Here is a 24,749-nt window from a genome sequence, read left to right on the forward strand (position 1 = left end):
GTACGAGGGCTGCCGCCCGGCACGCCGAGAGCACGCACCAGACGCCGCGGGGCCGCCCTCCGGGCGACGACGGCAGTTTGACGACAGGCCCTAGCGGAGCTCGCCCTCCAGCAGGCCCATCGTGTACATGTCGTACCAGCGGCCGTCCCGGCGGAAGACCTGGCGCAGCCGGCCCTCCTCCACGAACCCGGCCTTGCGGTAGATGTGGTGCGCGGCCTCGTTCTCGGTGACCACGGTCAGGGTGATCTTGTGGAGGCGCATCTTCTCGAAGCCGTACCGGCACATGGTGCGCAGCGTGTCGGTGGCGTAGCCCTTCCCCCAGTACTCCTTCTCGCCGAGGTAGATGTCCAGCTCGGCGATACCGGTCTCGGGCTCGGCGCCCCGCAGGCAGACGAGCCCGATGAGCTTGCCGTCCTCCAGGCACTCGGCGCCGTACACGACGTCCGCGTACCCGTTGCGCTCGCGCTCGGCGAGCCACTTCTCCGTGCGGTGCAGGGGCTGGGCGTAGCCGTCGCTCATCCAGCGCATGACCTCGGGGTCGTGGTTCCAGCGCCACAGCGCCTCGGCGTCCTCAACCCGCATGGCCCGCAGTCGCACCTTCTCGCCGAGCACCGCTCCGCCCCCGTCCCTCAAGATCACTGCCTGTCGGCGGCCACCCTCACACACCTCCACCCCCGCCACCAACCCCTTTTACCCGGGAGCTTCACAGGTCCGTCCTGACTGTCATGGGCGCGTACCGATCCGGGCCGGCCGTCTTCACGGGCCCCGGCACCGGTCCTACGGTGCGGCCAGACACCAGGAGGCCACCGTGCGCAGACCGTTCGTCCTCGCCGTCGTACTCGCCGCCCTCGCCCTGCTCGCCCTCCCCGCCACCGCGCGGGCCGACCGCGCCATCCCGCCGCGCATCCTGAGCGGCAACATCCTCTCCTCGGCCGTGGCCGTCGGTCCCGACGGGTCGCGGACCTTCACCGTCATCGTCATCGCCGAGGACGATTCCGGCATCCGCCGCAACGGCGCGGACGCGGCGCTGTTCGGCCCCGCCTCGCACCACCTCGTCCCCGACAGCCGCCCGGCCGGCACCGACATCTGTACGTCGGCCTCCGCGACCCGCGCGATCTGCCGGTTCACCTTCACCGTCAGCCGCGACAACCTCGCCAACGCCCAGGCCGGCACCTACAGCCTGTGGGCGCTTGTCACCTCCAACGACTTCGACCCGTACACCGGCAGCGGGGGCCTCGTCACCGCCGACGGACTGGACTCCGTACGCGTCCAGCGGCAGTCGCAGCTCACCGTCGACGTCTTCCCCAAGCGGCCGCGCCCCGGATACCCGCACGGCGTGGTCGGCCGGCTGACCCTCGCCGACTGGGACAACGGCGGCTACGTCGGTGCTCCCGCCGGTCTGGCGGTCGGGCTGGACCACGTCCAGTACGGAACGCGGAACTGGCAGGACGTCGCCGAGCTGACGACCGGCCGCGGCGGCGTGGTCATGACCTCCACCCCGCCCCGCAAGCCCGGCGAGTGGTTCCTGGTCCACGAGGGCACGGAGAGCACCTCGTACGGGGCCTCCCCCGCCTTCGACGTCCCCTGATCCGCATGCGCGGCGGCCGGCTCCCGCCAGGGTCCGCCGGACGGGGCGTCAGTCCTCCGCCTCCGCCGGGGAGTCGGCCGGGTCCACGGCCATGAGGAGCTGGGTGATCGCGGAGCCGTCCGGGGTGCGGACGTCGATGCGGTACAGGCCCGGGGACGGGGCGGTCGCCCCGGCCGTGGCCACGCCGTCCTCCCAGGCCGGGGTGAGGCGGGCGGGGCGGGTGGGGTGGTCCAGGTCCGTGAGGTGGCAGGTCAGGCCCGCGAGGGTGCCGACGTCCGTGAGCCGGAGCTTCCAGGGGCGGCCCGCCTCCACCAGGTCCGGGGCGGTCAGGCCGCAGCCGGCTTCGCCCTGGGGCGGGCCCGGGTTGACGTCGTCGCGGACGATCTCGGTGACGGCGTCCAGGGCGGTCCGCGCCCGGGCCACGTCCCCGTGTTGCAGGGGCAGGTGGGTGACGACGTCGGTGAGGACGGCCGACTCCTTGTAGACGGTGCCGTCGCCGTGGACCTCGAAGTACCGGACGCGGTCGTGCCGGTCGCGGATGAGGGTGCCGTCGGAGTTCTGGCGGGCGCCGTCGAGGTGCGGCTCGGCCGTACCGCCGCTGATCGTCAGGTTCTGCCAGGTGGGCTGGTTCACGCCGACGACCGAGCGGTGGCCGGGCAGGGCGATGGCCTTCTGCCCGTGGTGGAAACGGGCCGCCGCGCGGGCCAGTTCCGCGCTCCCGCCGAGCCCGGCGACGTCGCTCGGCGTGAGGTGGCGTACGTCGTCCCCCGCACGCACGCCGCGGTACTGCGGCAGCAGGTCGTGCAGGCCCGGCATGGTGGCGCACATGGCGCGGAGCTTGCGGTGCGGCAGCCGTACCGGGGTGCCGCGGCCGGTCGCGAGGATGACGGCGGCCTTGACGGAGCCCTGGAAGGGCGTGCCGAGGGTGATGACGCCCCGGGTGTCGGCCTGGAGGTCGGCGTCGTGGCCGGGGTCGAGGGCCGCGCGGGTGACGAGCCCGCCCATCGAGTGGGCCACGAAGACGAGCCGCCCCTCCCGCTGGTCGGTACGGTGCCGGCGGGCCTCGGTGTGGGCGGGGTGGCGGCGCCATGCGGTCAGGTGGATGCGGGCGGCGTCGGCGAGGAGGCGGCCGTTGGCGGCGACGGGCAGCCGCCAGTCGTACGCGAACTCCAGGATCGCGGCGTCGTCGGCGACGCTGGTGCGGATCGTGTCGACCAGGTCGGTGTACGGCTCGCTGCCGGCGAGGTACGGGGTCCAGGCGGAGTGCCGGAGGAGGCCGGTCGCCTTGATCCGGCCGGTCTTGCCCGCCAGTTCGTCCTCGGTCATGGTCAGGGACTTCAGGCCGGAGGGCAGCGTCCAGGCCTTCAGCAGCCAGGAGATGCCGCCGATGCCCCAGACGTCCTTCCCGGTGGTCGTGTCGTGCAGGGTGCTGCCCATGATGCCGGGTACGACGACCACCGCGTCCTGGGTGACGTGGTCGGGTAAGCCGTCCGGGCCGCCGTGCCGGTGCCGCTGCTCGTGGCTGTGCTCGTGCTCGTGCCGGTGCTCGTGCTCGCGCTCGTTCATGGCAGTGAAGAATAGGGACCGTGGACGGGGTGCGGGGCGAGATCGGCTTGGCCGTTGCCGTGGAGGGGCCGGAGGCCGCCGCGCCGCCGGACGCCGTGGCCGCGCCCGCCGCCGGCACCCTGTACGTCCTGCCGATGGAGGACGGGACCGAGGCGCTGCGCCAGGCCTTCGGCGCGCAGCTGGAGGCGGTGTCGCTGTGGTGGGAACGGCCGCCGCCGGACGGGCCCGGATTCGTGAGGGTGGCCCCCGGCGGGCCCGTGACCAGCCGTCACGACGTGGAACGCTTCCTCGACGCGTCGGGGATCCGGGAGGCGGAGCCCGGCCTTCCGGTGGTGCTGTACGTGACGGGTCACGGCCTGACCGGGGGCGCGGGCCGGCACTTCGCGGTCCTGCGGAACACCGATACCGGCCGGCTCCTGGGCACGGGGCTGCGTACGACGGAGATCGTGATCGCCGCCCTCGACTCGCACGCCCGGGACGTCCTGGTCATCGTCAACATGTGCGAGTCCGGCGCCGTGGGCGGGGAGCTGCTGGACCTCGTACAGAGCCTGGACGGCAGGCGGGCGGACGACGCCACGCTGAACGTCCTCACCACGGCGGCCCCCAAGGCGCAGGTGAAGGGCGGGGAGTTCGCGCTCGTCCTGCGGCGGGCCCACGAGTGGCTGCGCACGGCCTGCGAGATCACCCGCGCCCACCTGACGATGGACGAATTCAGCCGGGCCCTGTACCAGGCGGCGCGTGCGATCGGCAGGGAACAGGGCCGCCGGCTGTCCCTCGACTGCCGCGTGTTCGAGGGCGGCAAGCTGCACGTCCCGACCGCGGCCCTGCCGAACCCGGGCTACCGGCCGGAGAAGGCCGCCGTCGAGGAGAGCCGGCGGGAGGTGGCGGCGACCCTGGAGGACCTGGGGTACTGGCTGGAGAAGGCCAGCGGCCGCACGGGCACCGACGACCGCGGCTGGTACTTCTCGGGCCGCCGGGAGCTGAACACGGCGGTGGTGTCGTTCCTGACGGGCACGGCCGGGGTCCTGGTCGTCACCGGGATCACCGCGAGCGGGAAGTCGGCCATCCTGGGCCGTGCGGTGACCCTGAGCGACCCGACGTTCAGGACATCGGGCCTGTTCGCGGCCGCCGTCGGCCACTGCCCGCCGTACACCGTCCCGGACGAGGGCGCGGTGACGATCGCGGTCACCGCGCACAACCGGGAGCCGCTGGGCCTGTTGCAGGTCATCGCGGGGCGGCTGGGCGCCGCCCCGGACCCCTCGGGCCGGGATCCGCTGAGCCGGTGGCAGCTGGGGCTGCGGAGGTTCCTCGGCTCGCCGGGCCCGATGGTGACCGTCGTCGTCGACGCCCTGGACGAGGCGACCGACCCGGCGGCGCTGATCCACCAGGTACTGGTGCCGCTGGCCGGGCACCTCGCGCACCCCGCCGCCGCCGGACCGGCGCTGCCGGTACGGCGCGGGGTGCGGCTGGTCGTCGCCGTGCGCAGCAGCGACGGCGGGGAGGAGCAGGGCGAGCGCGACGGGGACACCGGGGGCGGGGAGGACCTCCTGGGGCGGCTGCGGGAGGCGTTCCCCGAGGCGGGCGTCCTGCGTACGGACGGCGCGGACATGAGCACGGACGTCGCGGGATACGTACGGGCCCTCCTGGACGGGGAGGACGGCTGGGCGGGGCACGACCTGGCCGACGTGGCGCGGACGGTGGCCGGGGCGGTCGGGCGGTCCTTCCTCGACGCCCGCGCGGCGGCGCGGCAACTGCGCGCCGAGGGGCCGCGGCTGCTGACGGACCCCGACTGGCTCGAACGGCTGGGCGAGGGCACGGCGGGGCTGCTGGAGGACGATCTGCTGCGGGCGGCGGAGGACGGCCTGGGGGCGGACGAGGCGCTGGCACTGCTGCGCGCGACGGCGTTCGCGCAGGGGCGGGGCCTGGCCTGGGGCGAGGTGTGGCCGGCCGTGGCGGCGGCCGTCGCGGGCGGCGGCCGCGCCGTGGAGGACGCCGATGCCAAGATCCGGGTGCTGCTGGAAGGGCGTCTGGCTGGGTATCTCACCCGTGACGTCGAAGAGGACCAGCGGGTGTACCGGCCGGCGCACGACCGGCTGGCCGCGGTCCTGCGCGCCTGGCCGGTGGGAGGCCGGGCGCCTGTTGGGGGGATGGGAATGACGGACGCTCAGGATGAACCTGCCGATCAGGCCGATGGGGCCGATCGGGCTGGTCAGGCCGGTCGGACCGCTCAGGCCGATCGGCAACCCGGGCAGGCTGACGGGGCCGGTCAGGCCGATGCGCTGGATCGGACCGGTCAGGCCGATGCGGTGGACCAGGCCGATGCCGCCGTGCACGCCCGCATCGCGCGGGCGCTCGCCGATCTGGCCGCCCCGCACACCGCCGCCGCCGGTGCCGGCACCGCCCCGCACCCGTACGTACGGCGGTACCTCGCGCGCCACGCCCGCCTCGGCGGGGTCCTGGACGACGCGCACGTGCCGGCCGAGGTGCTGCCGTGGCTGACCGGCAGCCCGGTCCGCGGGCTGCTGGGCCCGGGCCGGGGGCGGGAGGGCCGGCTGTGGCTGGAGGCGTGGGCCGCGGTGGAGCCGTACCTGCACCGTGCGGACCACCCCTCGCGCGTCGCCAGCCTGCACCTGGCGTACGCGGCGCTGCGCCACCCCGGGCTCGCGCGCCCGCGTACGCCGGGGGACGCGGCACCGCTGGCGGTGCTGTGGTCCCGGTGGGCACCGCCCGTGAACGTCCTGGCCACCCTCGGCGGCGCCACCGTGCGCTCCCTGGCGGCGGTACCGGCACCCGACGGGCGTCCCGCCCTGGCGGCCGGCGACGAGGACGGCGGCATCGAGCTGATCGACGCGGTCGAGGGGACGGCCGTCCGCGAACGGATCGGTGCGCACGAGGGTGCCGTGCACCACCTGCTGCTCGCGCCGCGCCCCGCGCAGTCGCCGCTGCTGGTGTCCGGCAGTACGGACGGCACCCTGCGCCTCTGGGACCCCGTGACGGGCCGCCGCGTCGACCAGGTGCACGAGCCCGGCGGGATCTGGATCGCCGACGTGTGCGCGTACCGCGACGCCGGGCACGAGCTCGCGGTGTTCTGCGTCGACGGGAACGGGGTGGTGGTGTGGTGGAACGAGCGGATGGGCGAGCTGGACCTGCTCACCCTCCCGGGGGACACACCGCGTACGACGACCACCGCGCTGGCGGCGGTGGAGGACCCGCCCGGACGGCCGCTGCTGGCGATCGCGGACGACGCGCACCTGGCGTTCCGGGACAACGGGACCGGGGCGGAGGCGGCGCGGTTCGAACTGCCGGCCGACGTACGGGTCCTCGCGGCGACCACGCGGCCCGGGACGGTCGCGGCCGGCCACGCGGACGGGAGCGTCACCGTCTGGGGTACGGAGGGTCCGCTGGCCACGCTCACCGGTGCCGGCGGGCCGGTGACCGGCCTGGCCGCGCTCACCCTGGGCGGCGAGGGGGACGCCCGGGAGCGACAGGCGGAACGCCACCTCCTCGCGGCCTCGGCCGGGAACTCCATAGCCGTCTGGGACGTTTCACGCTGGGACACCGCCGCCAAGGAGCCGCCCGCCCTGCTGAGCGGGCACACCTCGGCCGTGACGGCGCTCGCCCCGGTGACCGCCGCGGACGAGGGGCTGCTGGCGTCGGCCTCCACGGACGGCACGCTGCGCCTGTGGAACCGTGAGGTCCTGGAGCGGGCGCTGCGCAGCACCCGTACGCCCGCCGGGCCGGCACCGACGGGCGGGGCGCTGCTCCTGCCGGAGCCCGGGGAGCCGGGCGGCCCGTCCTGGTTCGCGCTGAGCGGCGGCCACCCGTACGTCGACGTGCGGGACATCGGCACGGGGGAGGCCGTCGCCCGGATCGACACCGGCCGGGCGCCGTCCGCGCTGGCGTGGGCGCGGCGGCGGGAGGGGCCCGTCCTGGCGTCGGCCGGGTACGACGACCACGGCATCCGGCTCTGGGACGCGGGCAGCCGGCAGGCCCTGCCGGACGTCCTGGAAGGGCACTTCCTCCCCGTACGGGCCCTCGCCGCCTGCACCACCACGGGCGGCCGGCACCTGCTGCTGAGCGGCGGGGACGACGAGACGGTCCGGCTCTGGGACCTGGACGTGCCGGGCCCGCTCGCGGAATGGACCGGGCACGGCCTGCGCGTCCTGGCGGTGGCGGCCGCTTCGAGCGAGGAGAGCGGCGACTGGTTCGCCTCGGCCGGCTCCGACGGCACCGTACGGCTGTGGGACGCGGAGGGCGGCCCCGCGGGCGCGCCCCTGCGCTGCGACCAGGGCCTGCTGCACGCGGTCGCCGTCAACCCCGGCCCGGAGGGCGGGCTTCCGCCGTTCCTGGCCAGCGGCGGCGACACGGGCACGGTGCGGCTGTGGGACCTGCGCGAGCGCCGCCCGCTGGGTCCGCCGCTGACCGGGCACACGGCGGCGGTCCTCGCCCTGGCCGTGTGGGACGCGGGCGGCGGCCACGGCAGCTTCGTCGCCTCGGGCGCGGCCGACGGGACCGTCCGCGTCTGGGACGCCGCCACGGGGCGGTGCCGGCTGCTGCTGGCCGTGGGGAGTCCCGTACGCGGTGTCTCCGCGCGGCCGGCGGCGGGTGGCGGCGGACGTGTCGTCCTCTCCTTCACGGGGGACGCCGGAGCCGTCGCGGTGGAGGTGGATCTCGACCGGTGCCGGGCGGGTGGCGCCTGATCATCCCGGCATGCGCCCCCCGTGTTCCTTCGTGCGCCCCCATCGGCCACCGCAACCCGGTCGCTTCGGTCGTACCCGAGCATGAAAATGATCGTTCGGCATGTGTCACGGATCAGTGCGCCGCACGGCGGCCGCGATCCGCACATGACCGGACCGTCGGATGAGCACACCCGTACATCACACGCGTACACCGGTACGCGCGTACAAGCCCGCACACCCGCACAGCCCGTACAGCCCGTACAGCCCGTACAGCAGCACACCCGTACATCAGGAAGCCGGTTCTCCCGGCGACCGGAGGCCCCGCGCACCGCGGGCCCCGGCCGCCGGGAGAACCATGAGCATCACCGGCCCGCGACCCATGGAGGGCGGCCGGAGCAAGGAGAGCGGCCGTATGAGCCCGGACACCGCACACCTGGACGTCGCCCTCGTCCCCGCGCCGGCGCACGGCATCTGGCGCCTGGGCAAGCACAAGGAGCCGGTCAAGTACGAAACGATCAGCCAGGAGGACCACGCGCGGACGGGCGGAAACCGCTGGAGCCTGGTCAGTTACGGCACCCTCTACTGCGCCTCCGAGCACGACGGCTGCTTCGCCGAGGCATTAGCCCCCTTCCGCGTGCACCCCGCCATGCGGGAGGTCATCGCGGACGACTGGCAGGAGCCGGCCTTCATGACCCCCGGGAAGATCCCCCGGGACTGGACCACGCGCCACATCCTGGTCCGCCTGCGGCCGCCGAGCGGGGCCCGTTTCCTCGACGTGGACGACGAACGGACCCTTGAGACCCTCTCCCACGAACTGAAGGACAAGCTCGCGGAACAGGGTGTGGACCGGCTCACCACGGAGCACGTCCAGGGCTTCAACCGCCGGATCACCCGGCAGATCTCGGCCTGGGCCATCACCCAGCGCACCGGCCCCACGGAGCAGGAACGCCTGATCCACGGCATCGCCTACCGCTCCCGCTTCGGGATGCGCCAGTGCTGGGCCGTGTTCAACGACGTGGAGCTGAAGCAGGAGGAGTCCACGTTCATCTTCCCCCAGTCGGAAGCCCTGCTGCGGGTGGCGGAGGAGTACGGGCTGACGATGCTGTGAGCCCGGGAGCCCGAAGCGGGAGCCCGAAGGCCGGCAGCCCCGCCACGGCCCCCACCGGAAGCACACCTCAAACCCCACCGGAAAACCAACCTTGAAACCAACCTGAAAACAACCACACCCGCATCGTCCAAAAGGACGAAATCAACCCGCGTTCTCTCCTCCCCCATGCCACCGGACCTCCCCGGTCCGGTGGCATCACCGCTGCTCAGGAGCGAAGTGGACGTTGAAACAACCAAGTTGACCGTCCGTCGACAACGCGACGAATCCTGCCTAAGAGGTGGAGTTGGAAGGTGATAATGGGTAACCTAACCAGTACATCGACCGACTTGGATGTGGGGGATCTCATGAGTGACAGCGTCAGCGCCGCGGCGCTCTTACGTATCAGGCTCGCGCCGTGCCTCGCGGCACCACCTCCCGCGGCGGGCGCAGCGCTTCCGAGCCTCCTCCCCCCTCACCCATGTGCCGGATCCTCCTGGACCGGAATACATCGATGGTGAATGCCGACCGTTGGTCGGCCGGCCCCATCCGCCCGCCCTGGTAGACGCTTCCCGGCGGGCCGGGAACACAGCAAGAAGCGTTCGCAGCTCGCCGAGACCCGAGCGTCCCCTCCGTCTGCCCCCGGGGCAGCACGCGACAGCCAGGTCCAGTGGGCGCACACACCTACACCCGTCGCCTGAGCACGCGACCCGCCGCCGAACGGGCGCGCAGTCAGGGCAACGAGGGAGACCTGATCATGCCTTCTGACACCACCACGTCCCCTGTCGCCGTCGCCGTCGCGAAGAGCGTCGCCAGCGCCGAGCGGGCCCACGCGGCCTCCGTCCGCATGCCCATCAGCGAGATCGCCCGCTTCCTGCAGGACAACCTCGGGCAGCGGCTGACCGCGCGGATCGCCAACATCAGCGACCCCAAGCAGGTCGGCAAGTGGGCTTCGGGCACCACCGAACCACGACACGAGGCCGAGGAGCGCCTGCGCGCCGCGCTGCAGGTCTTCCAGCTCATCCAGGACGCCGAGAGCCTCCACACGGCCCGCGCCTGGATGATCGGGATGAACCCGCAGCTGGAGGACGAGGCACCGGCCCAGTGCATCGCCGACGGCCGGCGGCGCGACGTCATGGTGGCGGCCCGTGCGTACGTCGACGGCGGCTGACCAGGCGTCGACGTCCGGCGGTACACCGGCGTGCTCCCACACGAGCCCGGCGTCCCGCCGGAAAGCGAGCTTCAGCGGCTGCGATGGCCGCCCAGTGCTGTGGCCGGAAGGCAAGACCCCCGGCCGACGTGAGGACGGGGCGAGGTACGGGGAGGAGCACCCACCGCATGGCGTACGCCGACAGCATCAACCGCCGCGCTCCGCGCGGTCTGATCCTCGACTTCGCCGGCGTCCTCACCGCTCCCCCGGGGCCGACGCTCCGGGGCTGGTGCACGGCTCAGGGCCTCTCCCCGACCGCATGGCGCGAGGCGCTGAACGAGCACCCGGAGGGACGCCGCCTGTACGCCGCCCTGGAGATCGGCGAGATCGGCCAGGCCGAGTGGAACACCCGTACGGCCGCGCTCCTGGGCCCGGACGTCGACCCCGTGAACCTGATGGGCCGGGCCTGGTCGGCGGTACCGACGGCAGTCCGCATGGTCGCGCTCGCGCGGGCCGCGCGCGCGGCCGGGCTGCGCCTCGCGCTGCTGTCGAACTCCTTCGGCATGGATCCGCACGACCCGTACCGGCACGCCGGGATCTGGGACCTGTTCGACGCCCACGTCGTCTCCGAACAGGTCGGCTTGGCCAAGCCGGACCCGGAGATCTACCGTCTCGCCCTCGACCGGATCGGCCTGCCCGGTGAGGAGTGCGTGTTCGCCGACGACCATCCGGGCAACCTGCCCCCGGCCGCAGCCCTCGGTATCACCACGGTCCTCGTCTCCGACGAGGACCGGGCGGTGACCGAACTCGGTGCGCTGCTCGGGCTGCCCGTCCAGTCGCCGCCCGCCTGACCTGCCGGGAGAGGCGATCGGTGGAGTCCCGCCGCTTTAATCCGTTGCCGGACAGCTCCGCATGGGATCTGCTGGTCGACCACGAAGCGGCGGCCGGCTCGCCCTCATCAGCGAGGTGCACGAGTCGGCGGGCGGGGAGAAGGGTGCCGGGATGCTGGGAGTGCAGAGCCTGCCGACCTACGCCGTGGGGGCGCTGCTGATCATTCTGCTGCCGGGACCGAGTTCCCTGTTCACCCTGTCGACCGCCGCGCGGCTGGGGATCAGGTCCGGCTGTCGTGCCGCGGCCGGGATGTTCCTGGGCGAGACCCTGCTGATGGCCGCGACGGCCGCCGGGCTGGCCTCGCTGCTGGAGGCCGACGCGCTGGTGTTCGCCGTGGTGAAGTACGCGGGTGCCGGGTACCTGACCTGGATCGCGGTGGGCATGATCCGGGCGGCCCTGGCCATGTGGCGAGGTCGTGACGAGGGGGCCGGGGAGGATGCCGCGTCCGCCCCTGACCCGTCGGCCGGCGGAAGGCTTTTCCGGCGGTCGCTGGTGATCACCGTGCTGAACCCGAAGGCGATCCTGTTCTTCCTGTCGTTCTTCGTCCAGTTCGTCGATCCCGCATACGCCTACCCGGGGCTGTCCTTCGCCCTGCTGGCGGCCGTCTACCAGCTCATCAGCATCGCGTACGCCACCGTGCTGGTCTTCGGCGGTACGTACCTCGCCGCGCGGTTCCGCCGCCGCAGGAAGCTCTCGGCGGGCCTCACGACCGGGGCGGGAGCGGTGTTCCTCGGCTTCGCGGCGAAGCTGGCCACGACGGGCAACTGAGCCCCCGCCGGCCCCCGCAATCCCCCGGTGGGGTGACAGGGACCTGTTCGAGCGAGTTTCAACCCCACCGCGTCAGGCACGCCAAGCCCACCGGACCGGACCGGAACACGCGTTCACCGTTCGCCCGGGATCCGGCCGTGACGCACTCGATCGGTGGCCGTTCTCGGAGCACCAGTACCAGTCGTACGCCCATCCGGAGGACCCCGTGAGTCCACAGCCGAACCACCTCGAAGCCCTCGCCTTATTCGAACATCCCGAGCCCGCCCCGCGCCCGCGCCCGGCCCGCGCGCACCACGTTGACGCCCCGCCCTTCCACGGGCGTGCCTCACGAACGGGTGCCGGGAGGGCCGCATGAGCAAGGAACCGGCGACCCCGGCAGGCTCCGGCTCCGGCTCCGGCTCCGCGGGAGTGTCGGAGTCCGAGCGGCTCCTCTTCGGCGGTGAACTCGCCTACGACATCGGCTGGGAGCGTCACGAGGGAGCCTGGCTGAGGCTCGGCCTCTGGACCATGGCGCGGGAGCTGCCGCGGCTGGTGGGCACCGGACTGCGGCTCGCCCGCCTGGCCGATGCGCGCGCCCTGCGCGTGGTCCTGGCCGCCGAGGCCGGCCGGGGCGTCGCCCAGGCGGTCGCCCTGGTCGCGGTCAACAACGTGCTCGGCCACGTCCTCGCGGGCGGCAGCACGAACGAACGCCTCGCCCGGGCGGTCCCCGCCCTCACGGTGGTGGCCGTCACGGCGTTGCTCGGTTCCCTGCTGCGGTCGGCGTCGACGGCGGCCACCGGCGCGCTGGAGCCCAAGGTGCAGCGGGTGGCCACCGAGCAGTACCTGGGGCTGGTGCACCGTACGGAGCTCGCGGCGATCGAGGACGACGAGTTCCACCGGCTCCTGGACGCGGCCCGGTACGGAGCCGACTCCGCCCGGCTCATGATCCGTTACTGCACCAACACCCTGAACGCGGCAGTGTCGTTGACCGCGGCGGCGGGCGTGCTGACCGTTCTGCACCCGGTACTGCTGCCGATGCTGGTCCTGATGACCCTGCCGAGCGCGTGGAGTTCGCTGATGATCTCCCGCCAGCGGTACGTCTCCTTCCACGCCTTCGTGCAGCACGCCCGGGCCGGGCACCTGCTCGGCCAGCTGCTGACCCAGAAGGAGGCGGCGGCGGAGGTCCGCGTCCACGGGGTCGGGCCGTTCCTGCTGGGCCACTTCCGGACGATGGCCGAGACCAGCGAACGCGAACAGACCCGCCTGGCCCGCCGGGCGGCACGGATCGGGCTCGTCGCCGACGGCGCCGGCGGCATCGCCACCCTCCTCACCTACGGCGCCCTGGGGGCGCTGCTGTGGGGCGGGCTCATGGACCTCGCGGTCGCGGGTACGGCCGTCCTGGCCATCCGTACCGGCGCCGCGAGTCTGGACACGCTGGTGCTGCAGATCACCGAGCTGCACCAGGAGTCCCTGTTCGTGGCCGACTTCGAGCGGCTGTGCCGGGAGGCGGAGGCCCGGGCGATCCCCGCCGGCGGGCGGGCGCTGCCCGAGCGGCTGCGGGAGGTCCGGTTCGAGAAGGTCACCTTCACGTACCCCGGCAGCGGCGGTGCCCTGCCCGAGCCCACGCTGCGCGAGGTGAGCCTGGCGTTCCCCGTCGGGAAGGTCATCGCGCTGGTGGGCGAGAACGGCTCCGGCAAGTCCACCCTGGTCAGGCTGCTGGCCGGGCTGTACCTGCCGGACGAGGGCGGGGGCACGATCTGGTGGGACGACGTCGACGCCCGCACCGCCGACCGCGCCCAGGTCTTCGGCCGTGTCGCGCTGATGTCCCAGGACTTCTACCAGTGGCCCTTCACGTTCCGGGTGAATGTCGGCATCGGCCGGCCCGGCGAGGCCATCGACGACCGAGCGGTCGAGGAGGCCGCCGGATTCTCCGGCGCCGACCAGGTCCTGGGCGACCTGCCGCGCGGTCTGGGCACGCTCCTCGCCCGCGGCTACCGCGGCGGTCACCAGATCTCGGGGGGCCAGTGGCAGCGCGTCGGCATCGCCCGGGCCAAGTACCGCGGGGCCGAGATCCTGATCGTGGACGAGCCGACGAGCGCCCTCGACGCGGTCGCGGAACAGCGGGTCTTCGACCAGATCAGGGACCTGGCCGCGACCAGCGGGCAGACGATCGTGCTCATCACGCACCGCCTGCACTCCGTACGCCACGCCGACCTGATCCACGTCCTCAAGGACGGCCGGGTCGCCGAGTCGGGCACCTTCGCCGAGCTGATGGACGAGAAGACCGGCACCGGGGACTTCCGCGACGCCTACCGGGTCCAGGCCGCCGCCTTCGACGCCCCGCCCCTCCCGCCCCAGCCCGCCGGCGACCACGACGCACTGCCCGCACGGAACACGCCGTGAGCACGGCCCCGCCGCCCGGCCGCCGACTCGCCGCCGGGGCATCGCGATGAGCGCGGAATCCCCGTTACGCGCCCTGCGGCGCATGCCCGGGGCTCCGCCCGCCGATCCGTGCGGGAAGGACGCGGACACCTGACGACGACCGCGAACCGAGCCCGGGTGACCGGCTGCCCCACCCTCACCCGCGCCCGGAACCGTTGAAAAGGAGAACCGATGACCGGCCCCGAGAAGGGCATCTCCATCACCCACCAGCTGGAGCCGTACACCTGGTCGAACGAAGGAACGGCCGCGTACGAGGCTGCCGTCGAGGCGGTCAACGGGGCCGTCGGCGCCTACAGCGCCCTCATCACAGCGGAGCGGAGCAAACCGGAGCCCGACGAGCGGGTCATCCTGCAGTCCCGCGCCGCACGGGCTCGACTGGCGCAGGAGCGGCAGGGCCTGCGCTCCACCGACCGTGAGCGGATCGCCGCTGCCCGGCGGCGGTACTCCCGGCTCGCGCGTGAGGTCCGCGCGAGGCATCACGTGATCGATCCGAACGCGGTGGAGCGGTACCGCTTGTCCGGGACGGAGAACCGGCGGATCTTCGAGGAGGAGATCGTCCCCGAGCTGCTGGAGGGCCGTGCGGCCCGGACGACGCCGACGGTGGTCTTCCTCATCGGCCAGCCCGGCGCCGGCAAGAGCCGCCTCACCGAGCTGCTCGCGGCCGCGCTGAACGCCCACGGCGGATTCGTCGACGTCGACAGCGACCTCTACAAGCCCTACCACCCCGCCTACGACGCCCTGATGGCCCAGGGCGACACCCTCATGGCAACCCACACCCGGGCCGACGGCCGCGCGTGGATGGCGCGGGCCGAGGAGTACGTACGCGCCCGCAGCCTCCACGCGGTCATCCAGGAGACCTCCCAGGACGCGGCGGCCGTGGCGGCCAAGATCCTCGCCTGCCGCACGGCGGGCGCCCGCGTCGAAGCCCTCTTCCTGGGTGTCCCGGGGGCCATGAGCAACCAGAGCATCCTCGACCGGTACGTCGAGCAGCTGGCCGACCGGGGCGAGGGGCGGCTCACCGTGCAGGCCAACGCCGACGAGTCCTACCGCGGCGTCCTCGACCTGGCGGACGGCATCGACGGGGGCTCCGTACCGGTCGACCTGGCCGGCATCTACCGGCGCGGGGAGAGCCGGCCGCGGTACACCCGGGCCGGAGCCGACGGCGCCGGCCCTCCGTCCCTCCGGCAGGCCCTCGAAGCGGAACGCGACCGTCCGTGGACGCACGCGGAGCACGAGGCCTTCACGGCCGCGCAACGGCGGCTCCGCCGGGCGACCGGCGGCCTGGGACCCGAATGGCCCGAGCGCCTCAACGGCATCGCACGTCAGGCCTCCCCTCCACTGCCACCGCCCGCCCCGTGACGGTGACGGCGCTGTTGCCGTCACCGGATGGGCGACCGGGACGGGTACGCCATCCGCGCGCGGATCGGGGAGATGGCCGCTCCGGACTGGGGGTGGCTGCACATAGGGTGCCGTGGCGAGGGAATGCGGGGTGTTCCCCCCGTCACCGGCAGCAGAAGGGATCACGGCATGCCGAGCGGCCGTCTCATGCGCATCCACGGCCCCGAGTTCCGGGCCATGGCCGAAAGGGTCCTGCGGGTCACCGAGCTGACCTCCCGCCTGAACGTCCTGCCCTTCGAGGACGAAGCGGGCAAGGCGGCGCTGTTCGAGCAGATCCTCGGCAAACCTCTGCCGCCGAAAGTCACGATCCATCCGCCCTTCTACACGGACCACGGCCTGAACCTCGACCTCGCCGAGCGCGTCTTCATCAACCAGAACTGCACGTTCCTGGACTACGCGGGCATCCGGCTCGGCGAGCGCGTGATGATCGGCCCGAAGGTCACGTTCATCACCAGCGGCCACCCGGTCGACCCCGAGGAGCGGCGGCTGTACCTCACGGGCGCGCCCATCGACGTGGCGGAGAACGTGTGGATCGGTGCCGGTGCCACGATCCTGCCCGGCGTCAGCATCGGCCGTGACGCCGTGGTCGCCGCCGGGGCGGTCGTGGCCGATGACGTTCCGCCGGCGAGCCTGGTGACCGGCGGCAAGGCGACCGTCAGCCGTACGTGGTGACGCGCCCCTCCCCTGGACGGAGCCGGCCTCGGCCTCCCGGTGTGGCGGGGTGGCCGGGCTCCACGCCACACCGGGAGGTCATCGCGTCGTACCGCGTGGTGCGGCCGTGGGGCTCTAGGGCCTGTCGTCAAACTTCCGTCTGCCCCGCGACGCCTTGCACGCGCTCTCGCCGCACCGGGCGGAAGCCCGAGTACGTCCAGTACGAGGGCTGCCGCCCGGCACGCCGAGAGCACGCACCAGACGCCGCGGGGCCGCCCTCCGGGCGACGACGGCAGTTCGACGACAGGCCCTAGGCGGGCGGCAGACCCAGGAACTTCGCCGGAGCCAGCTCCAGGAACTTCGACATCGCGGCGGCGACGCGGGTCGCCTCGGGCCCGCCGGGCTCGGCCGCCAGGCTGCGGAAGGTCAGCTCCAGGGCCCGGTCGCCGTGGCGCACCAGGAGGGTGGTGATCTGGGCCTGCTGCCCGGGCGCACCCGCGAGCATGGTGCGCATCAGGGCCTCGTCGCCGAACCTCTGCTCCACCTTGAGGGGCTCACTGGGATCGCCGGCCGGGTCCACCACCTGGACGGTGATCTCCTGGTCGCCGATGTTCATCGTCCACGCGGCGCACTCGGCGTAGACCTGCCGCATGTCGGCCATCCAGGCCACGGCCGCCCCGGCGGGCCGCTCCGAGACCCCCTCGTCGACGACGATCGAGGAGTCGGCGTTCATGAACGAGGTCCTGACCTCCCGCGCGGCCTTGTCGCCGAACGCCCTGTTCAGCACCTCGGTCAGCTCCGGAGTCGCGGCGGTCATCGGCGGCGGGTCCTCGTCGGACGAGGGCGATGCCAGCTCGGTGAAATCGCCGAGGCCCGCGCCGGCCAGATCCGCTGCCGCGACCAGCAGCCGCTCAAGGTCCTCGGACGGGGTGGCCGGCGCGGGTCGCGCATCGTCGTGCGTGCTCACAAGTTGCCTTTCGTCGACCGGTGTTGGTACGTGGTGGACGGCACGGTATCCCGGTGGGAGGCGGATGCGATCATGGATCTTCGCAATGTTTGAAGTCGCGGTAGCCGCGGGGGCTTCCGGGGGGCGCCGGGGCCGCCGGCCGGTGGCTCGGACGGGAGGACGAGGCGCTAACCTCGGCCTGTGACCCATCCCGGCAACGGACCGTGCCCCCGGCCCGACGGACTCCCCCACCACCAAGACGTCCTGGACGGCACGGACTGGGCATCGCTCGCCGCGCCCTACGGGACCGCCGCCGCGCTGCCGGGGGCCCTGGCACGCCTCCTCGACCGCGACCCGGCCGTCAGGGCAGCTGCCGCCAAGGACGCCCTCGACGAGGTGACCCACCAGAACACCGTCTACGAAGCCACCGTGCCGGTGGCGCTGTACGTCGCGGCCGTCCTCGGCCATCCGTCCACGGCGGCGGGCGAGGAGCCCCACCACCCCACCCGCACGAGACTGCTCGACTGGCTGGGGGCCACGGCCTACGACGCCGACGACAGCACCGTCGCCATGCACGAACGCCTGTGCGGCAACGACTTCCTCACCCGGTACCGGCCGATGCGCGCGCTCCGCGAGCTGCGCCCGGCGATCTTCACGGGTGTCCGGCCGTTCCTCGGCCACGATCACGGGACGGTACGCCACGCGGCCGTCGTCGCCGCGATCCCCCTCGCGGAACACCCCGCCCTCGCCGGCCACGCGGAGGAGCTGGCCGGCCACGCCCGTCACCTGCTGACCACCAGCACCAACGGCTACCACCGCAGCCGCGCCCTGGACGCCCTCCAGGCATGGGGTCATGACACGGGCGCCTTCGAGAACGCGGCCGACCTCGCGGCCCGCGAACAGCACGCCCGCACGGCCGACCCCGGCCACTGGTGGGCGCACAACGGAACGGGCGGCTGCGCCGAAGACCCGCCGTTCTGACCGCGCGTGGCGGTGTGGGCGCGCCGGCGGGCGTGCCGTCGAAGTTCACCGCCTGCCCCTGACGGGCCCCCTGACGCGGGTCGGGCCGTACTGCTCGTCGGCGCCGCGGGCGGCGCCGGACTCCCGCTCAGCTCAGGCGCCGAGCGGCCACTGCGCCGGTTCCGCGTTGAAGCCCCGGAAGACCTCGACGGCGGCGGGCTTCTGCCCGGCCGGGATCAGGAACGCGGTGCAGATCTTCTCCGACTGGCCCGGGCCGATCTTCTTCTCGCTGTCCGTCGCCGGGCAGTTGGGCCACTTCGCACTGCCCATCATGACGATCAGCGCGCGCGTGCGCAGGCCCGACTCCGTCCGGATCATCAGGTCGCCGTCCATGTCGCCGAGCTTCATGGGCGTGCCGCTCTTGTGCGTGAGCGTCGACCAGACGAACACGGGGATCTGCGGGCCGTCCTTCTCGTCCTTCCGCAGCCCGGAGTTCTCCATGTCCGCCTCGGTGCCGGTGTTCGCCTCCAGCGGGGTCACCGTGAACTTGGCGTCCTGCGAGTCCAGCTTCTGGCTCTCCTTGACGGGGCTCGCCTCGCCCAGGCGGAACGTCTTCCTGGCCGCCGCGCCGGCCTGGGGCGAGGCCGGGGCGCCGCCCTTCGCCGACGGCAGGCCCTCGCACCCGGTGAGCAGGGCCGCCACGGTCACAGCCCCCACCGACGCCACCGCGGCGCGCGTCCACGTACGCATTCTCATCTCGCCCTTCTCCGGGCCGGGCCACGGTACGCCGCCGCCCGGCCCGTACCTCAACGTTCCGAGGGATCATCTTCTCAGAGGTGAACATGCCAACCCGACCACCCGTGAGGACCCCGCACATGACGTCCCTGTGGCCTTCGATCGTCGCCGTACTCGGTACCCTCGCCGGAGCCCTGACCGCCGGACTCCTCCAGCACCGCTCGGCGATGTTCCACCCACTGACGCCGGGCCCGCCCGGTGGCCGCGCCAGCGGCACATGGCAGGGGTCCGGCAGCTCACGTGCTGCCGGACCCCCGTCTGTTAGACGTCGTCCCCGAACATCGCCACCAGCAGCGACCAGATGGCCTTGCCGATGATGTTGGCCAGGACGGCACGACCGAGTCCGGATCCTGCCTTCGACGCCGTCCCGGGTGTGGTCTGCTCTCGCTTCTCCACGCCCCTTCACCCCCCTTCGCTGTGCGAACGGACCGACCTCTGACGTCGCGAGGTTCTGGTCGCCATCGCGCAGGGCAAGTGCCCTCAGCTCAGGAAGTGACGGGGCGAGCCTACGGCGGCACGGACGCCCGTGTCCCCGGAATCCGGCAAACCGGTCCGCCGTGGTCGGTGACGTGGGCCCGGCGGAGGACAGGGCGTGCCAGGGGCCGGACGGCGCTTCGCCGCGCCGCCGCGCCGGCCGCGCCGGTCAGCGTGTGAGGATCAGTCCGCAGCCGTAGGCGCGGCCGTGGCCGATTCCGTCCGCCAGTGCGTCGGCGAGGGCCTGGGGGTCCGTGACCGTCAGTTTCCCCCGCAGTTCCGCCCGGACGATGCGCAGGCCCTTGTGGGAGTCGCTGGAGACGGTGGGCAGCATGCGTACGGCGAGTGCGGCCGGGTCGGCGGTGGCGCCGATGCGGGTGCCGCCCTTCGGGCCGGTGCGGGGCCCGCCTTCGGGCTGGAGCCGACGCGTGAACCACTCCTTGACGTGGTCCGGCCGCGTGTGGGCGACGCGCCGGCCCCGGACGTTCTCCGACGCCGGGGCTCCCGTGGGGACGCTGCGGACCGGGTTGACCACGGTGCGAAACTCGACCACGTCGCCGGCCCTGAAGGTGCGGTCGACGGTGATGATCCGCGGCCGGCCGGTCATCGCGGCCGGCGGGATGCGGGACCAGTCCCCGGGGACGCGCGACTGCACCACGATGACGAGCGCGGCGGCCTTCAGGTCCACCGACCAGGTCGACAGGACGCCCATCTGCGAACGTGCGTCACGGTTGCCGTCAGCCACCCAGCCGCGGAAGCCGCTCATGACGGTGCGGTGCATGTCCTGTGCGTCGACGAGGGACTTCGCGGCGAGCGGGTGGCGCGCGTCGAGGGTGAGCACGCTGTGGGTGGCGACGAAGCGGGCTGAGGTGGTGCTCCGGGTCACAGGAGGACGTCCCATCCGGTGGCGGTGTCGGCGATGGTGATGCGGGTGCGGGTCTCCCAGCGGACGGTGTGGGCGCGTTCGTCCGCCTCGAAGGTGACGGGCTGATCATTGACCGGTGCCGCCTCCGCGTCGTCCGGGGAGGCCTGGATCCAGGCCCAGGGGGCGGGTTCGTCCGCTGCGTCGGGCAACAGGGGCGTCCTCGCGAAGACTTCCTCGATGGTCCCCTCGTGCACCCCGCAGGAGAGGCTGCCGGACGGCGGGCAGGACTTGCGGCCCAGCCACAGCAGCCGCCGCGGGTGTTCCAGGGCATGGGCGATCCTGTCGAGCAGGGTGCGGTCCTCGTGTTCGAGGGCGGCCAGGAACGCCGCATCGGCCAGGTACCAGCGCTCGGTGATCAGGGCGTCACGTGCGAGCTGCTCCGAGACGAGTGCTCCGGAACCCGGGTCCTTGGCGATCTTCTTCGGGGCGCCGTACCAGTCGGCGAGGTCGTGGTGCCCGAACGCGGCTCCGGTCTGGGCCTCCATGGAGCGGGCGACGGCGGCCGCCCTGCGGTGATCGGTGATGACGTCCCGGGGCCGTACGGGGAACCTGCCCCCGCCGACGGTGTGGTAGTCCCGTACGGGTACCCCCGGCCGGTCGGCGCGCACCCCGAAGCGCAGCTCCGTGAGCGGCAGATCCGCGGCGCCGAGGTCTGCCGTCCGGTCCAGCCCGAGCGCGGCCGCGCACAGGCCGGTCACCGCGGACTTCGTGGGGCGGCTGTGCGTGTCGCGGCGGGTGAAGCGGGAGACCAGCCCCCATGACTGGAGGGGGCCCGCCAGGCGGACGAGCAGGACGTGCGTCACGCCGTCAGCCCCTCGATGGTCACGACTTCCTTCACGTCCAGCTTGTTCTCGGCCTTGAGTTCGCGGAGCACGGCATCGGCGTCGAGGTCGTAGGTGAGGACGTTGCCGGGCCTGATGTCGGTGCGCCGCCGGGTGACGAAGCGGTGGTGCTCCAGCAGGCGGCGTACGGCGGCCGGGCCGGCCGGGCCGTCGGTCAGCTCGTCGACGGGCCGCTGGAAGGCGCCGGCGTAGTTGAAGGGACGGTCGCCGTCGAACGCCAGGACCAGCCCGGGGAGGGTTCCGGTGGAGGCGGTGGAGTTCCGCTTGGCCTCCGGGAAGGCGTCGACGAAGGAGTTCACGAACTCCTCCTCGGCGGCGACGGCGGCCGCCTCGGCTTCGCTCTCCCCCATGCCCGCCGCTCGCAGGTTGTGCCGCAGCCTGACGCGGTCGAGCACGGCGTGACGGTAGAACGTGCCGGAGATCAGGGACTGGTAGCCGGTCATGCCCGCGCCCGCGTCGTCGGCGGCGTCGAGGAAGTCGAGGGCGTTCGCCTTGCGGTCGAGCTTGGCGTCGTCGGCGGCGGCGAAGAAGTCGTCGACCTGTTCGGCCTCGTGGACCGTGAAGGCATGGCCGCTCTGGACGGCGCCGTCGACGTCCGGGGAGTCCGCGACGCCCGCCAGGAAGCGGCCGTACAGCGCGATGTCGATGGCGTCCCGGGGCGCGAGGGCCGTCAGCACGGCGGTGCGGATGCCCTTCGGCAGGGGTGCCTTCCCGGCTGCGGCGTTCTCGCCGGCGTCGGCAAGAGGCTCCTCCTCCTCGGCCTTCCTCCTCCCCTTCTTCTTCCGCCCGTCGGCCTCGGCCTGCTGCGCGGCGGTGAACTCCTCCGTCCAGGTGGTGACGGACCGTGCCTCCGCGGCGAGGTGGGCGGCGATGCGGGTGCCCGCGTCCGCCGGGGCGAACACCAGCACCTTGGTGAGGTTGGCGACCGTCTTCTTGGCCGGGTCCCCGAACTTCAGGCCGAGGGCCTCCAGCACCGCGCGTGCCGTGCGCAGCGCCGTCGCGTACTCCCATCCGTGGTCGTCCTCCAGGCTGCGGGCGGTGATCAGGGCCCATTCCCGGGTGCGGACGCCCATGGTGTGGCCCTTGAGCGGGCCGGTCCCCTCGTTCGCCCGCTTGCGGGCGTGGACGCGTTCGGCGCGGCGCCGGGCCTGGCTGGTGATCATGTGGCGTTCGACGCCGCCGTACACGATGGTCTTGGGGGCGCCGTTCTCGTCGCGTACGGGCAGCACGGCGGCGACGGTCTCCAGGAGGTGGAGGGAGAGGAACTGAAGGCGGCCGCCGGGGCCGCCGGGCTCTGTGCTCACGTGTCGCGTCCTTCTAGGCATTCTGGTGGTCGGTGGGCGCGGAAGGCTGGGGCGCGGAAGGGTGGGGCTCAGAGGCCTTCTGCCCGGCTGTCGTACGCGAGGGGAGCCGGGCGGCCTTCCACGGCTTGTGGAAGTCGACGGCCCAGCGGTAGCGGGTCCTTGCCTCGCGGTCGGTCCAGCGGACCAGGTCCTCGACGAGCAACGACCAGTCCGGCGGGGCCTGTTCGCACGACCGCAGCCGGGCGACGGCGTGCCGGAGGTGCCGCCAGGGGATGCTCCGGCTCGACACGATGCGGGCGTTGAGGCGGGAGGCGCCGGCGTCCTCGGGACCGCGGCCGACGCGGCTCCCGATCCTGCGCATCGCGCCGCCCAGGCTGTCGTAGCCGCGCTGCGGCCGGTCCGCTCCCTGGTGGTAGACGGCGAAGAGGAAGGCGACGCGCTCGTAGATCTCGCGCTGTTCCTCCCGTGGGGCGTACCAGCCCGCCCGGATGTGCGCGTCTTCCTCCGCACGGGGCCTGCGCAGTTCGGCGAGCGTGCCGTTGTCCCTGTTGTGGACGAGGCTGCCGAGCCATCGGGCCAACTGCTCGGCCGGCGGGCGCTCCGGCGGGGCCTCCGGCTGGTGTTCCGGCGGAACGTCCTGCGCCGCCTCCGGTCCGCTCCCGGTGCCGGTGCGAGTGCCGGTGCCGGCGTCGGTCGTGTCGCTGGTGCTCACGGCCGTTTGTCCTCCTTCGACTTGAGCTGGTCCGGCGCCCTGGGTTTGTCCAGCTCCGCCGCCAGCGTGCGCAGCGCTTCCGCGCGCGCCTGGAAACCGCGAGCGTTGGCGGGCAGGGAGCCGAGGCGGTGTTCGAGGAAAGCGGTCGCGGAGTCGACGAGGGTCGCTCCGTAGGACTGGAGGCTCTCCGTGACGGAGGCGCCGGCCACGACGCCCTCCAGCAGGACGTGGAAGGGCTGCTCGGCCGCCGCCCAGTGCTCGGGACGGGCGTCGAAACGGGCGGTCTGCGGCTTCTTGTCGGCGGGTTTCGGGTTCGGATAGGCGATCCTCCAGGCGGCGAAGGCGGCCTTCCCCAGGGACGCCGCCACGTACTCCGCGAGCTGGGAGCCGGTCTGCGCGGCGTGCCGGAGCTCCTCCTCCCGGCCGGGCCGGTAGGGAAAGGTGTCCGAGAGCCAGCTCAAGGGCGCCGTCTTGTCGGCGATCAGTCCCACCGCCCAGAGGGAGACCCGTCCCTCGGCGAGGGTGGCCAGCCGGTGGTAGAGGTCGAGGCGTTTGCCGCGGTCGGCGACGGCCGCGTACAGGGCGTGCGCCTCGCGCCACAGGGCCCGGGCCGGTGAGGGGGCCAGCGGCTTGGCCGTGGCGCCGCTGCCGGTGTGGACGACGTCCTGGACGAGGGAGTCGGGGAGCGGGGCGAGCAGTTCGCCGGCTCCCACGAGGACACGGTCCACGCCCGGTGCCCCGTCGGCGAGGGTGCACGGCTTCAGGAGGATCGAGCGGCCCAGGACGCTGTGGAGGTCGGCCGGTCCGTCCACGGGCCGCCCGTCGGGTTTGGAGGCGAAACCCCGGCGCGGGAGGCTCGACACCGTCCACGTGTGGTTGAACGTACCCCGGCGCGCGGCGGGGGCGAGGTTGAGGCGGAGGGTGTCTCCGAGGGTCTCGCCGAGCGCGATGACGCGGATGCGGGCCCCGAGCCGCCCCGCGGCCAGGTTGGTGATGGTGCCGCCCAGGGTGGCCTTGCCGGAGATGCGGGCGCGGCCGCTGAGGCCGTAGGCGTGCTGGGTGAGCATGGCCCGGAAGGCGCGTTCGGCCGTGAGGGGTTGTGGGTGTTCGAGGTGGTGGTGGTCGAAGAACTGGTTGTAGTCACCGACGTGTTCGATGACGAGCTGGGCGGGCCCGACACCGTGCTCGGCCATGAACGGGGCGAGGAGGGAGTTCTGCCCGAGTGGCTCCGTGGGATGGAAGAGGTCCCACCTGTCGTCGGGTTCCTTCTCCAGCCATGCCACCGCCCGGTCGAAGGGCCGGCGGTTCTCGACCGCGTCCAGCCAGCCCTCCGGAACCGGCGGGTTCGACTTCGACGCGTAGCAGATGGCCATCAGGAACTCGAAGAGGGCGACCGTCTCGCCGGGGGTGCTGCCGGCCAGCGTCCTGATGTCCTCGTCGGCGGTCCGGAACACCTGGAGCAGTGTCCGTGACTCCGGCCTGCCGCCGGTGGTCACCACGGGTACGCAGGGCCGGTGGCGCGGATCCCACCGGGGGGCGGCCTCGGCCGGCGGTAAGGCGGATGGTTCGGCCAACGTGCTCGTTCCCCCGATTCC

General features: G+C 73.3%; 20 protein-coding genes. 10 read left to right on the forward strand and 10 right to left on the reverse strand.

Going from position 1 to position 24,749, the window contains the following annotated elements; genetic code table 11:
• Positions 1-90: 90 nt before the first annotated feature.
• A complete protein-coding gene (locus tag AC069X_RS25335) occupies positions 91-672 on the reverse strand; it encodes a GNAT family N-acetyltransferase (RefSeq protein ID WP_478731706.1) in 582 nt (193 codons plus the stop codon).
• A 136-nt stretch (positions 673-808) separates the two neighbouring features.
• Between AC069X_RS25335 and AC069X_RS25340 the strand changes: the two genes are divergently transcribed.
• The gene (locus AC069X_RS25340) at positions 809-1,588 is read left to right on the forward strand and encodes a hypothetical protein (RefSeq protein WP_478731708.1); all 780 of its coding nucleotides are present in this window, start codon (positions 809-811) and stop codon (positions 1,586-1,588) included.
• 48 nt (positions 1,589-1,636) lie between these two features.
• Here AC069X_RS25340 and AC069X_RS25345 read toward each other — a convergent pair whose 3' ends face one another.
• The gene (locus AC069X_RS25345) at positions 1,637-3,154 is read right to left on the reverse strand and encodes a lipase/acyltransferase domain-containing protein (protein ID WP_478731710.1); all 1,518 of its coding nucleotides are present in this window, start codon (positions 3,152-3,154) and stop codon (positions 1,637-1,639) included.
• A gap of 20 nt (positions 3,155-3,174) precedes the next feature.
• Between AC069X_RS25345 and AC069X_RS25350 the strand changes: the two genes are divergently transcribed.
• From AC069X_RS25350 to AC069X_RS25385, 8 genes are all read left to right on the forward strand, one after another.
• A complete protein-coding gene (locus tag AC069X_RS25350; RefSeq protein WP_478731712.1) occupies positions 3,175-7,854 on the forward strand; it encodes a hypothetical protein in 4,680 nt (1,559 codons plus the stop codon).
• Between the two features lie 391 nt (positions 7,855-8,245).
• Positions 8,246-8,941, forward strand: a complete 696-nt coding sequence (locus AC069X_RS25355; protein WP_478731714.1) for an RES domain-containing protein — start codon at positions 8,246-8,248, stop codon at positions 8,939-8,941.
• A gap of 733 nt (positions 8,942-9,674) precedes the next feature.
• Entirely contained in the window at positions 9,675-10,088 is a 414-nt protein-coding gene (locus tag AC069X_RS25360) for an XRE family transcriptional regulator (RefSeq protein WP_478731716.1), read from the forward strand.
• A 167-nt stretch (positions 10,089-10,255) separates the two neighbouring features.
• A complete protein-coding gene (locus tag AC069X_RS25365) occupies positions 10,256-10,918 on the forward strand; it encodes an HAD-IA family hydrolase (protein WP_478731718.1) in 663 nt (220 codons plus the stop codon).
• A 151-nt stretch (positions 10,919-11,069) separates the two neighbouring features.
• A complete protein-coding gene (leuE, locus tag AC069X_RS25370; protein WP_478731993.1) occupies positions 11,070-11,726 on the forward strand; it encodes a leucine efflux protein LeuE in 657 nt (218 codons plus the stop codon).
• 351 nt (positions 11,727-12,077) lie between these two features.
• Entirely contained in the window at positions 12,078-14,108 is a 2,031-nt protein-coding gene (locus AC069X_RS25375) for an ABC transporter ATP-binding protein (RefSeq protein ID WP_478731720.1), read from the forward strand.
• A 210-nt stretch (positions 14,109-14,318) separates the two neighbouring features.
• Positions 14,319-15,506 carry a zeta toxin family protein gene (locus AC069X_RS25380; protein ID WP_478731722.1) on the forward strand — a complete coding sequence of 396 codons (1,188 nt, stop codon included), beginning with the start codon at positions 14,319-14,321 and terminating at the stop codon, positions 15,504-15,506.
• Between the two features lie 168 nt (positions 15,507-15,674).
• Complete coding sequence (locus tag AC069X_RS25385; protein ID WP_478731724.1) at positions 15,675-16,217, forward strand: DapH/DapD/GlmU-related protein; 543 nt, start codon at positions 15,675-15,677, stop codon at positions 16,215-16,217.
• A gap of 289 nt (positions 16,218-16,506) precedes the next feature.
• On the opposite strand, the gene AC069X_RS25390 is transcribed toward AC069X_RS25385, so the two are convergent.
• Positions 16,507-17,163 (reverse strand): hypothetical protein, encoded by a 657-nt coding sequence (locus AC069X_RS25390; RefSeq protein ID WP_478731726.1) that lies wholly within the window; start codon positions 17,161-17,163, stop codon positions 16,507-16,509.
• A gap of 180 nt (positions 17,164-17,343) precedes the next feature.
• Here AC069X_RS25390 and AC069X_RS25395 point away from each other — a divergent pair, with 180 nt between their 5' ends.
• Positions 17,344-18,123 (forward strand): hypothetical protein, encoded by a 780-nt coding sequence (locus AC069X_RS25395; RefSeq protein WP_478731727.1) that lies wholly within the window; start codon positions 17,344-17,346, stop codon positions 18,121-18,123.
• A 132-nt stretch (positions 18,124-18,255) separates the two neighbouring features.
• Here AC069X_RS25395 and AC069X_RS25400 read toward each other — a convergent pair whose 3' ends face one another.
• The 7 genes from AC069X_RS25400 to AC069X_RS25430 form a co-directional block, all read right to left on the reverse strand.
• Positions 18,256-18,858 carry a hypothetical protein gene (locus tag AC069X_RS25400; RefSeq protein WP_478731729.1) on the reverse strand — a complete coding sequence of 201 codons (603 nt, stop codon included), beginning with the start codon at positions 18,856-18,858 and terminating at the stop codon, positions 18,256-18,258.
• 300 nt (positions 18,859-19,158) lie between these two features.
• Positions 19,159-19,293: a hypothetical protein gene (locus AC069X_RS25405; protein ID WP_478731731.1), complete on the reverse strand. Its 135-nt coding sequence runs from the start codon at positions 19,291-19,293 to the stop codon at positions 19,159-19,161.
• Positions 19,294-19,540: 247 nt separating this feature from the next.
• Positions 19,541-20,257: a type I-E CRISPR-associated protein Cas6/Cse3/CasE gene (gene cas6e, locus AC069X_RS25410; RefSeq protein WP_478731733.1), complete on the reverse strand. Its 717-nt coding sequence runs from the start codon at positions 20,255-20,257 to the stop codon at positions 19,541-19,543.
• The gene (cas5e, locus tag AC069X_RS25415; RefSeq protein ID WP_478731735.1) at positions 20,254-21,099 is read right to left on the reverse strand and encodes a type I-E CRISPR-associated protein Cas5/CasD; all 846 of its coding nucleotides are present in this window, start codon (positions 21,097-21,099) and stop codon (positions 20,254-20,256) included. The genes cas6e and cas5e overlap by 4 nt, the downstream gene beginning before the upstream one ends.
• Positions 21,096-22,442: a type I-E CRISPR-associated protein Cas7/Cse4/CasC gene (locus tag AC069X_RS25420; protein WP_478731736.1), complete on the reverse strand. Its 1,347-nt coding sequence runs from the start codon at positions 22,440-22,442 to the stop codon at positions 21,096-21,098. The genes cas5e and AC069X_RS25420 overlap by 4 nt, the downstream gene beginning before the upstream one ends.
• 13 nt (positions 22,443-22,455) lie before the next feature.
• Positions 22,456-23,154: a type I-E CRISPR-associated protein Cse2/CasB gene (gene casB, locus AC069X_RS25425; protein ID WP_478731738.1), complete on the reverse strand. Its 699-nt coding sequence runs from the start codon at positions 23,152-23,154 to the stop codon at positions 22,456-22,458.
• Positions 23,151-24,728, reverse strand: coding sequence for a type I-E CRISPR-associated protein Cse1/CasA (locus AC069X_RS25430; RefSeq protein WP_478731740.1), 1,578 nt, complete (start codon positions 24,726-24,728; stop codon positions 23,151-23,153). Before AC069X_RS25430 ends, casB begins: the two co-directional genes overlap by 4 nt.
• Positions 24,729-24,749: the final 21 nt, after the last annotated feature.

This window comes from Streptomyces sp. NPDC043896 (assembly GCF_056435605.1).